Genomic DNA, 14885 nt, shown 5'->3' with positions numbered 1-14885 from the left:
TGATTCCCCCTAATTAAAACTTCTCTGGATTTAATAATGCATACACTAAATACACTGTAATTGCTGCGACAATAACCGATAAGACAATCATCATGATTGCTTTCCTTCCTTCACAACTTTATCTGACCAACTTGCAAGACTCGCCATCGATGCAACTAATAGAATAAAAGTCCCGATCATTACAACATCTAACATAGCTATCCCTCACTTTATTTTTGTTAAAATTTACCATTTAGTTATCAAAAAAAGAACACTAAGCTCTACTTAGTGTTCTAAACGAACAACACAAAGTAAACCTCCTCTCTAAACGCTTACGAGGTTAGCTGTCGGATTCGGGCCTAAAGAGTAGCCCTACTTTCAAAATTGAAAGATTCACCCCAAGTGACGATGCACAAAATTGGTTCCCCCGCTCCATTTCTGGAACTCAGCGATTTTAGGTTTTTTTTGGAAATTTCATGAATGATTTATGAGAGTAAATATACTCCTCTCTATTTCACTTGTAAAGAGCTAAATTAACTAAAATAAGAAAATATTTTATCGTTTAAACGCTTACATTGAGTGTTATTAATATTTTTTCATCTGTTTTCTTGTCTTTTCTTTCTTTTTCGTAGAAATTATCTTTTTAATATGCAAAAGAAGGGCGAATGTATATAAGCGCCCACCTTAGGTCCACTTAACATTCGCTCTCTATTTCATTCAAAATTTATTCACCTCGTAAAAAAGCACGTAAATTTCTCCCTCGAATATAAACTTGTGCCAATTCGGCATGTAACTGCTCATATTCGGTAATATCCGCCTCTAAATACAAAACATCTTTTGATGGTAATATAATATATGGACCTGGAAAAAGAGGATCAATCTGGATCAATTTTTCAACTCTCTCTATCGATACCGCCCAACGATTCGCTATATCTCCTAGTAACAACACCTTCATATTCACTCTCCTCCGCCCTATTCAAAAAATAAAAAAGAAATGTTATCACAATTCGTAAACACGACGAATTTAGCTCCAATCGTTTCATAGAGCCTCGCTGGATATCGTTTATTTCTTGTAACAACAGTAATAGGTGCTTGGAAAGAAAAGCGAATGTGTTCTGTAAAGAAACTAATGATTGGAAGCTCATCCCCTAGTAAAATCACCTTCTTAATACACTCACAAATACTAGTAAAATCCTGCTCCTTACTACAACTATACGTCCAGTCAAACCCACAATTCCTCACTTCAGCCGCTATCTCTTCATTTGCTGTAAAAATAATTAACTCATGTTGAAAGGCTACTAAATCTATTAAACTATTTACCTTGCTTTCTTCTCCAACACAAATAAGTGTTAGTTCCATGTCCCTCATCCTCCTTAGCATAAAAGAACTCAAACGTAGATTGATATTCCCCTATACTAATCGGACCGATGAAGTGATGTATCCATCATGGCACCGTCCTCTCTCAAGACGCTTACGAAGTTAGCTGTCGGATTCGGACTTTGAGAGTAGCCCTACTTTCAAAACTGAAAGATTCACCCCAAGTGACACTGCACAAATTGGTTCCTCCGCTCCATACATTTGGACTCAGCGTTTACAAAAAAATGTATTCTGGCTGATATATTACTCTTGAATTTTGAAAAAGTAAACAGAAAAAATCCCTCAAAATGGAATTTTTTTATTGTTAAATATTTATACTCTATAGGAATTCTCATTAGTCATATTGTAATAATACTAAGTAGAGAAATGAGTAAAAATCAAAGGTGAAACGAGGAAGATATATGACCGAGGATAAAAAGAATAATTTTGTTAAAATAATAAATATTCTAAGCAATTCGTTACTTTTAATTTTAGCGATTTTAGTTACTATTCCTAACTATACTGAATTCCGTACTACATTAGAAATCATTTTTTTAATTTCTTGTTTGTTATTAATTTATAGTAAACACTTAAGTAATAATAAGAAAGCTATGATTCCCTATGTTATATTTTTCATATTAATATCATCACACCTTTTATATACTTTACTCATCTAAAGGACACATGTAAGCCAATCATATTTGCTAACATATATTAAAAATCATTAATAACCCGTGGGGATATAGCCCCACGGGTTAAATTTTCACTATGCTTGTGTTTTATTCAACTTATACGCAAAATGATTCGTCGGTCCATGACCACTGCCAATATTCAACGGCTCTTCAATTGCTATACTAATAAATCGTTTTGCTTCTTGAACTGCCTCTTCGATTGAATATCCTTTCGCAAGTCCTGCTGTAACTGCTGAAGCAAATGTACACCCGCTTCCGTGCGTTTGTTTCGAAGGAATTCGTTCACTTCTAAATTCAATAAACTCTTCTCCATCAAAAAGTAAATCAATTACTTCATTACCTTGATATTCTGCATGTCCGCCCTTCATAAGCACATATTTAGCACCTAATTCATGCAATACTTTTGCAGCTTCCTTACTATCTTCAATATTACGAATCTCCATCCCAGTTAACACTTCTGCTTCCGGAACATTCGGTGTTACAACCGTTGCTACTGGTAATAAGTATTCTTTTAATGCTTGCACTGCTTCTTGTTGTAATAATGACGCACCGCCCTTAGCAATCATAACAGGGTCTAGCACAATATTATTCCAGCCAAATTTCTTAATCTGCTCTGCCACAATTTGAATAATTTCACTGCTAAATAACATTCCTAGTTTCACAGCATCTGGTGTTAAATCCGTACCAATTGAATTCAGCTGTTCCGTAATACCTTCTAACGGAACAGGATATACCCCTTGCACACCAAGCGTGTTTTGAGCAGTAATTGCCGTAATAGCCGTCATTCCGTACACACCAAGCTCTTGGAATGTTTTTAAATCTGCTTGAATTCCAGCACCGCCGCCGCTATCAGATCCTGCAATTGTTAAAGCTTTATTTACTTTCATCCCACTCATCCTTTTCTATCCAAAATAGCGATGATAAATCGTTTTTGCTTCGCTTATATCTTTCGTTCCATGTACAAGTACACGACCATCCTTAAAAGCAACTAATCTCTTTTCTTCCACAGAAAATGATAGTAAATATGGATTTACATTCAAATCATTCACTCGATCATTTAGCAATTTTTTATATTGTTCAAAATCCATTTCCTCTTTATGAGGTGGTCTAATTTGAACTGTATTTCTCCCGCATAACACCGCGGTCTTTGAAGTGTTTTCTTTATTTAAATACGGATATAGTGCATTCTCCCCGCACGAAGGACAATTATGCTTACGGAGCTTTTGCACATTCATACATGAATATTCATTTTTCCATACATCAAACGACACAAGTCCATCTCGAAGCGATTCATAGTCTTCTACTAACAGTTTCAGAGCTTCCGTTACTTGATGAGAAACGACAAGAGATACAGCAGGCGATATAATGCCCGCTGTATCACATGTCGCTCCGCCAAGCGGAATCGCTTGTAATAAACAAGATAAACATGGCGTTTTACTAGGAAGAATTGTGTACGATAGACCGTAACTTCCTACACATGCTCCGTAAATCCATGGAATAGAATATTTTTGCGCTATATCATTCACAATAAAACGTGTTTCAAAATTATCAGTTGCATCAATCATTACATCAACGTTTATAACGAGTTCTTCTAGCTCTTCAGCTGTTACATCCTGAACGCGAGCTTCTACTCTTACTTCACTGTTAATCTCTTCTAGACGCTTCTTTGCTGCTACAGCCTTCGGAAGGTTATTCTCTACGTCACTCTCTGCATACAATTGCTGTCTTTGTAAATTACTCCAATCCACATAATCGCGGTCAACAATTGTCACCTTACCAACGCCAGCTCTTACAAACATTTCTGCATTTGCACTACCTAGTGCACCCGCACCGATAATAAGTACATGCTTTTCTCTTATCTTTTGCTGCCCTTCTTCTCCAATTGGAGAAAACAATTCTTGGCGAGAATATCGATTATTCAACTACGCTCATTCCTTCTAAAGGACTACTTGCAGTTGCACAACGTTTGCGCGCAATACGACCTGCTTCAAATCCTAAACGACCTGCCTCAATACTTAATTTCATTGCCTGTGCCATTTTAATAGGATCTTTTGCTCCTGATACAGCCGTATTTAATAACACGCCATCTGCTCCTAATTCCATTGCAAATGCCGCATCAGCTGGACTACCAATACCTGCATCAACGATAACTGGTACTGTCGCTTGTTCAATGATAAAACTTAAATTTAATGGATTTACAATGCCAAGTCCTGATCCAATCGGTGATGCTCCTGGCATAATCGCATGCACGCCAAGCTCTTGTAATTTACGTGCTAATACAACATCATCAGATGTGTACGGAAGAACGATAAATCCTTCTTCCAGTAACATTTCAGATGCTTTTAACGTTTCCACTGGATCCGGTAATAACGTTCTATCATCGCCAATAACTTCTACTTTTATCATGTCACAAAGTCCTGAAGCTTTTGCTAATTTTGCAATTCGAACAGCTTCCTCAGCATTTTTTGCTCCAGCTGTATTTGGTAATAACGTATATTTTTTTACATCAAGTTTCTCTAATAAATTTGGTTGCTTCGCATCAAAGATATCCATACGACGTACTGCGAACGTTAAAACCTCAGCCTCAGATACATCAATTGCCTTTTGCTGTACATCAAAATCTGGAAATTTTCCTGTTCCTAATAAAAGTCTAGAATGAAATGAAAATGATCCAATGTTTAACATAATCAACCGCCTCCTACGAAAGTTACAATCTCAATTTGGTCTCCATCAAAAACAGATGTATCTTTATGATCATCTTTTTGTAAAATATCTTTATTACGCTCTACTACAACAATTCTGTTATCTAACTCTAAATGTGTAAGTAACTCAGCTACTGTTTTCACACTCGCTGGCACTTCCATTTGGTTACCATTAATTTTCAAATTCAAACTTCCATCCCCTTTCTAAACCATTTTAGAAAGCAATGAATCTAGCAAGTGATTCTCCTGCTTTCCTTCTATTAAATCAGCCATATACTGACCAGAAACAGGACTTAATAAAATACCGTTTCGATAATGCCCAGTACACGCATATAAACCTTTGATTTCTTCATGCTCTCCCATATAAGGAGCTTCATGATTCGATTGTGGTCTTAATCCTGCCCATGTGCTTTCCCACTCTGCTTCTTTTAAAGCTGGCAATATTGTGTAAGCACGTTCTAATATGGAAGTAATACTTTCTGGTTGTACAGATTTATTAAACGTATGAGGCTTCATCGTTGCCCCAATTACGTAACGACCACCACGTTTCGGTGTAATATAAAACCGTTCTTGGAAAATAGGAGCTTTCAAAAGAGGTTTCCTGCTTCTTACTGCAACAACCTCCCCCTTAACAGGATATGTACCCCAATCACTCTGAAAATAATGTAGCAATTTCGTACTCCATGATCCTCCAGCGATAACGACTTTTTCGCATGTGATTACACCTTCGCTTGTCACAATTCCAGTCACTTTATTATTTTCAATACGAATATCAAATACTTCTGTCTGCTCATATATATCAGCACCAGAAATTGCTGCGGAATGTGCGAGTGCCTTCGTAAGCTCTGGCGCAATAACGTGACCATCTTTCGGATAATATACCGCTCCGATAATTGATTCGGATAGAAATGGCTCTTTTTCCCGCAAATGGTCCCCCGTTAGAAAATAGGAATCTTCACCTGTTTTCTGCTGCCAATCCATGATGTGAAGAATTCTCTCTTTCTCATCCTCATTTTGAGCGATACGATATATCCCTTTTTCCTCATAGCCAATATCAATACCCGTCTTTTCACGTAAAACTGCTGCAAGTTGTGGGAATATAGCACGGCTTTCTCTAGCAAGTTCAAATAGCGGGTCATACGCATCCCATTCTGCCTGAACACCGAGTAAACCAGCAGCAGCTTTCGAAGCTTCCGATGCAATTCTCTGCTTCTCTATAATCGCTACTTTATGTCCTCTTTCTGCTAGAAAATGTGCAACTGAGCTACCAATTACACCACCACCAATAATCGCTACATCATACTTCTCACACATGTTTCCCCGCCCACTTTCTTATTGATTCCTTATAAGATTTCGCTCTGCTATACGGGTTACTATTACTTACAATTCCAGACATAACAGCAATTCCACTTACTTCACTTGCAAGAACATCCCATGTATTTTCAGGAGTAATTCCTCCAATAGCTATAATCGGTATCGATAAGCTCTTTGCAATGTCCGAAATTTCCTCTAACCCTCTCGCTGGCACACCTTTTTTGCAATCTGTTGGGAATACATGGCCATAAACGAGCGAATCAGCCCCATCCTTAAAAGCCTCTATCGCTTCTTCTAAAGAATGTACGGAATAACCAACATGTAAATACGAAAACTTTTCTTTCACTGACCTTACATCTGTACTTCGATACCCTAGCTGTACACGCGGGATATTTAATAAAACAGCAATATCAATTCGGTCATTTATAACAAGTTTAGATGCTGGAAAGCCTTTTTTTAAAAGGCTTTCTACCCCTTCATATAATTCCTTCGTACTTTTCTCACGCTCACGAATATGCAAATAATCAATCTCACTCTCAATTTGCATCGCTACATTCACTAACTCTTCGAACGGCATATGGCCATTTGAGATTACGTGAAGCTCATTTTTCATATTCATTCGCCTACTTTAAAATATTTTCGAATAGCTCATCGGCTGGAACAATTTCTTTCGTCATTCCTTTATCTTTCAACCATTTACTTTGTTTCTCCCAAGACTCTTTTGAATCTGATAAGAATGGCTCATCTTTCGTTTCCATCTTCTCTAATAAAATTTTCATACTTTCTTTTTCAACTTCTGGCACAAGCGGGAAGTTTTCTTTTTCTTGATGATCTAATAAAATATTTAATGCTTCATCAGGGTTTTTCTTCATAAAGTCATACCCCTTTTTCGCCCCGCGTAAAAAGGCTTGCAATGCTTCTTTATCTTTTTTCAACGTTTTATCACCTGTTACAAACACAAGCTCATGATAATTTGGTACGCCATAATCAGCTGGATTAAAGTACGCTGGTTCATGACCTTCATGACGCATAACAGGTACTTCATGGTTAATGTATGCCCCTGTTACAGCATCTACTTTTTTCGTAATTAATGCTGGCACTAAATCAAAGCCTACATCAACTACTTTCACTGTATCTGGATTACCCCCATCTTCTTTTACCATCGTTTTTAAATACGCTTCACTTAAAGGCGTTCCAGAGTAACCTACTGTTTTGCCTTCTAAATCTTTCGGTGATTGAATGCCTGCTGATTTCAACGATACAACATGATTTAACGGTGAACGTACGACAGCTCCAATTGATTTCACTGGAATTTGTTCATTTGCTCTAGCCATGACAACATCTGGCTGATAATATAAGCCCACTGTTACTTTTCCTGCAGCTGCCAACGTTAATGGATCAGTCGGATTAGAAGGGAATTTAATATTTACCTTTACTCCTTCTTCTTTAAAGTATCCTTTTTCAATGGCTGCATAAATAAAGCTATGCACCGCATTTGGATACCAATCAAGCATGACCGTTATTTCTTTCTCTTTTTTCCCCTTGTCTGATGCTGAATTACTTGAACATCCAGCAATCATTGCAACTAATAATGTAAACACAATGATGCGTTTTAAAAATTTCATGAATGCTTCCTCCAACTAATGAATTTCTTTTCTAACATAGAAATAAGTATGACGAAAAAAATAGCTAATAATGATAGCAATACAATTGGTGCAAATACACCCGCACCATCTAACTGCGTCATCATCCTTTTACTGAAATATCCAAGCCCAGCTTGTGCACCGAGCCATTCTCCAATTGCTGCCCCAATCACACTAAGCGGAACTGCAATTTTTAACGCTGAGAAAAAGTAAGGAAGAGCGGATGGCAATTTTAACTTTAGAAAAATATCCTTTTTCGTTGCCCCATATGTAACTAAGAGCTCCTCCCATTCTTTTTTCGTACTACGCAGTCCATCATACGTATTGACCGCAATAGGGAAAAACGTAATTAAAACTGTAACAACAACCTTACTCCAGATTGTGTATCCAAACCATAAAACGAAGAGCGGGGCAAGCGCAGTAATTGGAATCGTTTGTGAGGCAACTAATAATGGATAAAATGCTCTTTCCATCCATGTACTCGCATTCATTAACATCGCTAGCCCCACACCTAATACGATAGAAATAACAACACCTATTAAAACGACGTATAACGTTGCCGGTAAATGAACCGTAAATAATATGTCTTTTAGTTTCCATATCTTCATTACAATTGCAGACGGTGACGGTAAAATGTACATCTCATCTACAATTCTTGCTCCGATTTCCCACATAACGAGTAAAATACTAGAAAGGGTAATGGCAGGAACTAATTCTTTCAATCGGTTCATCATACAAGTACCTGCCTTTGTAACATACCAAGAATCTCATCTTTCAGCGCTAACACGTCCGGTTTATATAAATCCTTTCGTGTTCGATTATGATCAAGCGGCACAATCCGCTCAGTCAATGTCATTATCGGCTGCTTCTCCACTACTAAAATTCGATTCGAAAGGAATAGCGCTTCTTCAACATCATGAGTGATAAATAAAATTGTTTTTTCCCACTCTTTCCATTGTTCAAACAACCATTCTTGCAAAGATGCCTTCGTTAAAGCATCCAATGCGCTAAACGGTTCATCTAACAATAATATCTCCCCGCCTGTTAATAAAGTTCGGATAAAAGATACGCGTTGTCTCATACCACCAGATAAATCTTTCGGGTATTTTTTCTCGTATCCTTGTAAACCAAATTTATGTAACAGTTCTTTCGCTTTTGCTTGCGCTTCTTTCTTCTGCACACCTTGGCACTCTAGCGGCAGGGCCGCATTCTCAATAATCGTCCTCCACGGCAAGAGCATATCTTTTTGGGGCATATATCCTACAGGATGACTCTTTGTTTCTGTCAGCTCTATCTGTCCAGTACTTGCCTCTTCTAAGCCTGTAATGAGGCGAAATAAAGTACTTTTCCCGCAACCACTCGGTCCGATAATACTTACAAACTCTTTCTCTTGTATAGAAGCATGTAATTCATTGATGATTGGTTTCTCATCATAATGAAAAGAAACATTATGAAACTGTAGTATGTTCTTGCTCCTCAAAACCCCACATCTCCTTACGATAAGCCATATCCCAGAATAAATATTCAAATCGGCTGGAATATAAGAAAATCTCCTCTAATCGGTCTAGCTCTTTCTCTGATTTTCCAATCGCCATTTCATTTAATAAATCTATTAACCAAATACAAAGGTTACCGTATTCTTCAGAACTATATCCTTGAATCCACTCTCCAAAGAACTCATGATCTCTCGCTCCAGGAATATCATTTAAACGCTTTCCAATCTCCCAATAACTCCACATACACGGAAGAAGTGCCGCTATTAATTCTGCAAGTGTGCCATTTTGAGATACAGACATCATGTAATTTGTATAGGCTAAATTTTTAGCAGATGGTTTTGCAGATTCCATCTCTTGTGCAGATATACCAAGTCTTTTTGCATATTGTTTATGGATTGTCATTTCTCCATTTAATATTCCATCAATTTGCTCTGCAAACTTTCCCATCACTTGTGGATTCGTTGCTTTTACAACCCCAATTGCATATAGCTTTGCATAATCTAACAAATATAAATAATCTTGAATAATATAGTACTGGAATTTGTCTTTTTCTAACGTACCATCCCCCATGCCTACTACAAACGGATGATTATGGCTCATCTCCCAAACAGGTTGCACAGTTTCTAATAATCTATCGCAAAACTTCATTTCTATTTCCCCTTTCAATATGTGTATCTAAATAAAAAACCACTTCTCTATATAAGAAGTGGTTACAGCAAATAAAATTATACATTTATTCGTTGTTCCACTTCCCTTCGCTAGTATTACCTAGATCAGGTCTGTAAGGGTTAAGGATTATTCCTCTCTCAGCACATCAAGCACCCCTAGTGGTTTCAATATGAAATTTTTAAATAAAAAAGCCCCGTTTCTATACGTAAAGAAACGGGGACTCATTGTTAGTGTCCGAATTGCTTCCCTACGCTAGCATAATCTAGATCAGGTAATAAAAAGGATCAAAGGCTTACGGCCTACTCTCAGCTGGCAACACCAGCTCTCCTAGCAAACTATAAAATTATCACTGTCAGTATAACACCGTAATAAGACATCATCAACTGTTTTAATTTTCCCAATTGTCAACAAAATCTCCAAACTATACAATAATTATATTCTATTTTAGAAAATAACATCCTAATTAATTGGATAAAAAGGAATCATTATACTCAAAAAATTTATTTTTATATTGATTTCATATTACATTTATGTGAATACACCCACTATATTATATATTTATACTATAATAAAATTACAACTATACAACTAGAGGAGGTCTCTATTATATGAATATGAAAGCTACTACTCTAACAGCAACTACTGTCGCAATTGCTTCTTTACTACCTTCTATGGGAGAAACAACTATACAAAAAGCAAATGCTGAACAATTATCTAATGTTAAAACTGGATATGTCAAAGTCGATCAAGCAGCTTTACATAAAGAAGACAATACAAATAGCACATCTATTGATACAATCCGCTTTAATACGAAAGTGAATATACTTGAAACAACGAATGATTGGTATAAAGTATCTGTTAATAATAAAGTCGGTTACGTACAAAAAGATGCTATTCTACTAAAAAACAAACTTCAATCTAATAATCAATACATCGTCAATGCAAATGCATTAAACCTTCGCTCTGAACCTAATTTAGAATCTTCAATTTTAGATGTATTACCAAATGGTAAGTTTGTTACCATTCAAGGAGAGCAAGGCGACTGGTATAAGATTTTACATAATGGTCAAACAGGTTATGTGCAAAAAGCATTCATATCTAATGGCTCACAGCCTTTAGTAAAAGGAATTACAGTTCAAAATAATACGAAGTACACAGTTGCAACACCAAAACTTAATGTACGTAGTGATGCTAGTACAAGTAGTACTCTACTTGGTTCATTACAAAATGGTACACAAGTGCAAGTAGTAGAAACTGTAGGAACTTGGTATAAAATTCGTTTTGGTACAGGATACGGATATGTGGCAAAACACTATGTAGTACAAAATCAAAATCAACCGCAATCACAAGCTAAAACAACTCAATCTTCAGCAATTCCAGCAGTTTTCAAATTCCCTGCTCAAGGAAGAGTTAGCTCAACCTTTGATATGCGTTGGGAACAAATGCATTATGGTATAGATATTGCAGCACAAGGTAACGTCTCTATTCAAGCTGCTGCTGCAGGTAAAGTTGTGAAATCTTATTATTCAGCTAGTTATGGTAATGTCGTCTTCATCGCCCATCAAATAAACGGGAAATTATATACAACCGTTTATGCTCATATGAAAGATCGTACTGTACAAGCTGGGGATCAAGTACAAACTGGGCAATTAGTAGGTCATATGGGAAACACAGGTCATTCATACGGACAACATCTCCATTTCGAATTACATAATGGTGAATGGAATTTTGAAAAAACCAATGCAGTAAATCCACTGCCATATTTAGTTAGGTAAATTGTATGCCACGCAATATACCTCTCTTAATTGAATACTTAGCCTTTTTAGGTTTAATCTGTTGTTTAATCATTTATAATACGAACACAGTATTTTTATCTATTATCATTGCTTTTGTTGCTTTAGAAATTATGATGGAATCATTTCAAGTGCAACTAAAACAAAAAATTGCCCATATTTATAATGCTATTTTTCTATTAAGTGCCCTTATAACAAATGTCATTAGTAATGGCTTTTATTTATCTACTGTACTTCCTGTATTCTTTATGGCTATTTTATTATTCATAGCTAGATACATTAATGTCCCTAATAACAAAAAACATGAACAAGAAGCTTAGAAAGAGGAGACACAGTGTACCAATCTTTCAAAGATCATCCAATGAAATATATATTGAATTTATATAAAAAAATGAATACTTTTTTTGGTATACAAGGAAGTTATACTGCACAATTTCTCCTTTATGGAATGTTATTTCTTATCTTAGTTACTTTCTCCTTGTTTTACTAACAAAAAAGGATCTCACATAAACTTGAGATCCTTTTTAATTTATATTAATTTTTCATATAAAAAATTACTGTTTATCCACAAGCATATTTTTCATAAATAAAACTAAGATTATATTTTTTCTCTAAGCTCATTCTTTGTTCATCGTCGCACCAATAGAAAAGAATATCATGAATCGTTGCATAACGCTTATTTTTAAGAAATAGTTTAAAGAATGATGGTAAACAATCATGTAATTGTATAAATATATAATTGCGTAGTATTTCTTCCTTGTATTCAATGCCCTTACAAATATACAGTAATTCTTCACAATAATATGCATGCTGTGGAACTTGGATCATTTCGAAAAATGGTACATAAGAAAGTAACTTTCCGATAAAATGACCATAACGATCCATTACCCCTATCGTCATATGTTCCATCATTTCTTTCATTACATATAAATAATCATCTACATGCGTTGTCTTTAATGGGTCTAATCGATCTGAAATTTGAGAAAGTACAGCTCTTTGACAAGCTAAAACTACTTGACTCGGTCCATAATATGATAGAAAGTCTGTACACTTACGATACTTTCTTAATAAGTCATGTGTATATAAATCATACACAAAAGTATTACAATACATCGCTAGACTCATCATATCACTATTTAATTGCTCTTTTGATAGTAGCTTTGCTCTCTTACACATATAAAAGAATGTAAATTCCAATACTTCTTTATGGGATAATAAATGTTTACAATCTTTTATACATTTTTCATTAAATTTAACTCTATCCCAAATTTCTACATCCTTATCTGTTAATTCACCAATACGATATTTAATAATTAAGTAGTTTAAAGCAACCGCTTGCGTCAAAAGATCCCATTTTTCATATTCCAATGAAGTTTGGACAAATTCATCTAGCCCTTGCGTTATCATAAAAGTATTTGCCTCTTCGTACCAACCAATCTCTTGGCATAAACGAAGGATACGTACTAAAGTTGGAATTTCATCTTTATGAAACTGCGGTAAATTCTTTACTTTATTCATACCATATACGATAAATGCCGCTACATTTTCTTCTTTATAAAATTCTTTTTCTTTCCACACTAATATAGTTCGCTCTTTCCCTTCACCTTTCGGGTGACAAGGTACAAGCAAAGAAAATAATGCAGCGAAATTATTTGGTTCTATATATGTATCTGTAACCAAATTCCAATTTGGATCGCCCTGTACAGCCCTCATATAATTCCCCTTCCCTTTTTATCCCGCTATTTGCGGGCAGTAAGACTCCCACCTCAAAATTCAGCGAATGCGAGGAAGTTAGGTCGGAGATAAAACTGCCCGTAAAAGCCCGATTGGTTCAACTAATAATCATTGGGGATCGACAAAACTCCCACTAATTAAAGTTTCACTTTATCTACATAGGAAATATTAATTCATTATTACATCATTAATAATAAATATTGTTATATTCAAAAACTTTCATAATACTTATATCTATCAGTATATCATTTTTTCTCTTAATAAAAATTAGGAATGACAAATGTTAAAAAACTGTCGAAAATATTAACTGTATACTTATTATATAATGCCCTAGATACATCACGCTAACATATCAATTTAATCCATATATACTAGAGTAATGTATCTGAACTTTATACATAATTTATATCTCTATTAGTAGCCATTAAAATTCCCACTAATTAAAGTTTCAATTTATTCCGTATGCTCCGAGATTTCGCTTAAAGCAAATCCAGCTTGATCATCTGCTGATTCTCTTATAGCTAAATCACCTAGTGCTAGCATCCCAACTAGGTGACCACTCTCAACTACTGGCAATCGTCTAATTTGATACTGTGCCATTAATTCTGTAGCTTTTTCAATAGAATCATCTGGAGAAACTGAAACAATGTTTGTTGTCATTACATTTGTAATTTTATTCGATCCAGGATGTTTTTCAGCAATCCCTCGAACAACTAAATCTCGATCAGTAACAAGCCCAACAACTTGTTCATTTTCAACAACAGGAATCAATCCAATCGATTCTTCCTTCATTTTTACAGCAGCCTCATATACATTGTCTAATGGTGTACAATGTACAATATGAGTACTCATAAGTTCTCGAACTCGTGTCATTTTTTATCTCCTCCTTTTAATACATACCATAGCTTTTCCTAAATCCCTTTATTTATTTCAGAAAAATAAGGTGATAAAAGAGGATTACACACAATAAAAAAGAGTCAGCATATTGCTGACTCTTTTTTTATGACCCGTACGGGATTCGAACCCGTGTTACCGCCGTGAAAGGGCGGTGTCTTAACCACTTGACCAACGGGCCATGGCTCCGCAGGTAGGACTCGAACCTACGACCGATCGGTTAACAGCCGATAGCTCTACCACTGAGCTACTGCGGAATATATATGGTGGGCCTAAATGGACTCGAACCATCGACCTCACGCTTATCAGGCGTGCGCTCTAACCAGCTGAGCTATAGGCCCATATACTTTTACAGGGGCAGTAGGAATCGAACCCACACTGGAGGTTTTGGAGACCTCAGTTCTACCTTTAAACTATGCCCCTAAAGGATGCCGGCTAGAGGACTTGAACCCCCAACCTACTGATTACAAGTCAGTTGCTCTACCAATTGAGCTAAGCCGGCATAAAAAAAATGGTGGCTCGGGACGGAATCGAACCGCCGACACGAGGATTTTCAGTCCTCTGCTCTACCGACTGAGCTACCGAGCCAACATAAATGGCGGTCCCGACCGGG

At 36.1% G+C, this 14885-nt stretch carries 18 protein-coding genes, 6 tRNA genes and 4 riboswitches; of the genes, 2 read left to right on the top strand and 22 right to left on the bottom strand.

What is annotated here, in order from left to right:
• Positions 1 to 13: 13 nt before the first annotated feature.
• From kdpF to tenA, 14 genes are all read right to left on the bottom strand, one after another.
• Positions 14 to 91, bottom strand: a complete 78-nt coding sequence (gene kdpF / locus COC96_RS21350) for a K(+)-transporting ATPase subunit F (protein WP_223153441.1) — start codon at positions 89 to 91, stop codon at positions 14 to 16.
• Entirely contained in the window at positions 91 to 195 is a 105-nt protein-coding gene (locus COC96_RS21345; protein ID WP_098252362.1) for a SipW-dependent-type signal peptide-containing protein, read from the bottom strand. The genes kdpF and COC96_RS21345 overlap by 1 nt, the downstream gene beginning before the upstream one ends.
• A gap of 99 nt (positions 196 to 294) precedes the next feature.
• Positions 295 to 440: riboswitch (cyclic di-AMP (ydaO/yuaA leader) on the bottom strand.
• A gap of 263 nt (positions 441 to 703) precedes the next feature.
• Entirely contained in the window at positions 704 to 934 is a 231-nt protein-coding gene (locus COC96_RS21335; RefSeq protein WP_088232363.1) for a hypothetical protein, read from the bottom strand.
• Positions 935 to 951: 17 nt separating this feature from the next.
• Positions 952 to 1338 carry a hypothetical protein gene (locus tag COC96_RS21330; protein ID WP_141536032.1) on the bottom strand — a complete coding sequence of 129 codons (387 nt, stop codon included), beginning with the start codon at positions 1336 to 1338 and terminating at the stop codon, positions 952 to 954.
• A 93-nt stretch (positions 1339 to 1431) separates the two neighbouring features.
• A riboswitch (cyclic di-AMP (ydaO/yuaA leader) is annotated at positions 1432 to 1579 on the bottom strand.
• Positions 1580 to 2101: 522 nt separating this feature from the next.
• The gene (thiD, locus tag COC96_RS21320; protein ID WP_098252364.1) at positions 2102 to 2923 is read right to left on the bottom strand and encodes a bifunctional hydroxymethylpyrimidine kinase/phosphomethylpyrimidine kinase; all 822 of its coding nucleotides are present in this window, start codon (positions 2921 to 2923) and stop codon (positions 2102 to 2104) included.
• A gap of 6 nt (positions 2924 to 2929) precedes the next feature.
• Positions 2930 to 3949 carry a thiazole biosynthesis adenylyltransferase ThiF gene (gene thiF, locus COC96_RS21315; protein ID WP_098769301.1) on the bottom strand — a complete coding sequence of 340 codons (1020 nt, stop codon included), beginning with the start codon at positions 3947 to 3949 and terminating at the stop codon, positions 2930 to 2932.
• Positions 3942 to 4712, bottom strand: a complete 771-nt coding sequence (gene thiG / locus COC96_RS21310) for a thiazole synthase (protein WP_088107446.1) — start codon at positions 4710 to 4712, stop codon at positions 3942 to 3944. The genes thiF and thiG overlap by 8 nt, the downstream gene beginning before the upstream one ends.
• A 2-nt stretch (positions 4713 to 4714) precedes the next feature.
• Positions 4715 to 4918, bottom strand: a complete 204-nt coding sequence (thiS, locus tag COC96_RS21305) for a sulfur carrier protein ThiS (RefSeq protein ID WP_088232358.1) — start codon at positions 4916 to 4918, stop codon at positions 4715 to 4717.
• 15 nt (positions 4919 to 4933) lie between these two features.
• The gene (gene thiO, locus COC96_RS21300; RefSeq protein ID WP_098769300.1) at positions 4934 to 6043 is read right to left on the bottom strand and encodes a glycine oxidase ThiO; all 1110 of its coding nucleotides are present in this window, start codon (positions 6041 to 6043) and stop codon (positions 4934 to 4936) included.
• Complete coding sequence (gene tenI, locus COC96_RS21295) at positions 6036 to 6656, bottom strand: thiazole tautomerase TenI (protein WP_098268673.1); 621 nt, start codon at positions 6654 to 6656, stop codon at positions 6036 to 6038. The genes thiO and tenI overlap by 8 nt, the downstream gene beginning before the upstream one ends.
• Positions 6657 to 6666: 10 nt before the next feature.
• Positions 6667 to 7668 (bottom strand): ABC transporter substrate-binding protein, encoded by a 1002-nt coding sequence (locus COC96_RS21290; protein ID WP_098268672.1) that lies wholly within the window; start codon positions 7666 to 7668, stop codon positions 6667 to 6669.
• Positions 7665 to 8417 carry an ABC transporter permease gene (locus COC96_RS21285; protein WP_097905570.1) on the bottom strand — a complete coding sequence of 251 codons (753 nt, stop codon included), beginning with the start codon at positions 8415 to 8417 and terminating at the stop codon, positions 7665 to 7667. Before COC96_RS21285 ends, COC96_RS21290 begins: the two co-directional genes overlap by 4 nt.
• Positions 8417 to 9166 (bottom strand): ABC transporter ATP-binding protein, encoded by a 750-nt coding sequence (locus COC96_RS21280; RefSeq protein ID WP_098268671.1) that lies wholly within the window; start codon positions 9164 to 9166, stop codon positions 8417 to 8419. Before COC96_RS21280 ends, COC96_RS21285 begins: the two co-directional genes overlap by 1 nt.
• Positions 9135 to 9830 (bottom strand): thiaminase II, encoded by a 696-nt coding sequence (gene tenA / locus COC96_RS21275; RefSeq protein ID WP_098268670.1) that lies wholly within the window; start codon positions 9828 to 9830, stop codon positions 9135 to 9137. The genes COC96_RS21280 and tenA overlap by 32 nt, the downstream gene beginning before the upstream one ends.
• A gap of 85 nt (positions 9831 to 9915) precedes the next feature.
• Positions 9916 to 10018: riboswitch (TPP riboswitch) on the bottom strand.
• Between the two features lie 60 nt (positions 10019 to 10078).
• Positions 10079 to 10190, bottom strand: a riboswitch (TPP riboswitch).
• Positions 10191 to 10459: 269 nt separating this feature from the next.
• Between tenA and COC96_RS21270 the strand changes: the two genes are divergently transcribed.
• Together COC96_RS21270 and COC96_RS21265 are read left to right on the top strand one after the other, a co-directional pair.
• The gene (locus COC96_RS21270) at positions 10460 to 11626 is read left to right on the top strand and encodes an SH3 domain-containing protein (protein ID WP_098268669.1); all 1167 of its coding nucleotides are present in this window, start codon (positions 10460 to 10462) and stop codon (positions 11624 to 11626) included.
• Positions 11627 to 11631: 5 nt separating this feature from the next.
• Positions 11632 to 11964: a hypothetical protein gene (locus COC96_RS21265; RefSeq protein WP_098268668.1), complete on the top strand. Its 333-nt coding sequence runs from the start codon at positions 11632 to 11634 to the stop codon at positions 11962 to 11964.
• Positions 11965 to 12205: 241 nt separating this feature from the next.
• Here the strand turns inward: COC96_RS21265 and COC96_RS21255 are convergent, their stop codons facing one another.
• The 8 genes from COC96_RS21255 to COC96_RS21215 all read right to left on the bottom strand — a co-directional run bounded on the left by COC96_RS21255 (position 12206) and on the right by COC96_RS21215 (position 14860).
• Positions 12206 to 13357 (bottom strand): DUF3965 domain-containing protein, encoded by a 1152-nt coding sequence (locus COC96_RS21255; RefSeq protein ID WP_098268667.1) that lies wholly within the window; start codon positions 13355 to 13357, stop codon positions 12206 to 12208.
• A gap of 474 nt (positions 13358 to 13831) precedes the next feature.
• Complete coding sequence (locus tag COC96_RS21245) at positions 13832 to 14251, bottom strand: CBS domain-containing protein (protein WP_098268666.1); 420 nt, start codon at positions 14249 to 14251, stop codon at positions 13832 to 13834.
• Positions 14252 to 14381: 130 nt separating this feature from the next.
• Positions 14382 to 14453 (bottom strand) — tRNA-Glu (locus tag COC96_RS21240).
• Between the two features lies 1 nt (position 14454).
• Positions 14455 to 14529 (bottom strand) — tRNA-Asn (locus COC96_RS21235).
• 7 nt (positions 14530 to 14536) lie between these two features.
• A tRNA-Ile gene (locus tag COC96_RS21230) sits at positions 14537 to 14613 on the bottom strand.
• Positions 14614 to 14624: 11 nt separating this feature from the next.
• Positions 14625 to 14695, bottom strand: a tRNA-Trp gene (locus tag COC96_RS21225).
• A 6-nt stretch (positions 14696 to 14701) separates the two neighbouring features.
• Positions 14702 to 14774 (bottom strand) — tRNA-Thr (locus COC96_RS21220).
• 10 nt (positions 14775 to 14784) lie between these two features.
• Positions 14785 to 14860, bottom strand: a tRNA-Phe gene (locus COC96_RS21215).
• Between the last annotated feature and the right edge of the window lie 25 nt (positions 14861 to 14885).

Origin of the sequence: Bacillus cereus (genome assembly GCF_002577405.1) — a bacterium.
Classification (GTDB): Bacteria; Bacillota; Bacilli; order Bacillales; family Bacillaceae_G; genus Bacillus_A; species Bacillus_A cereus_AU.
This window is presented reverse-complemented; position numbering and strand designations above follow the sequence as displayed.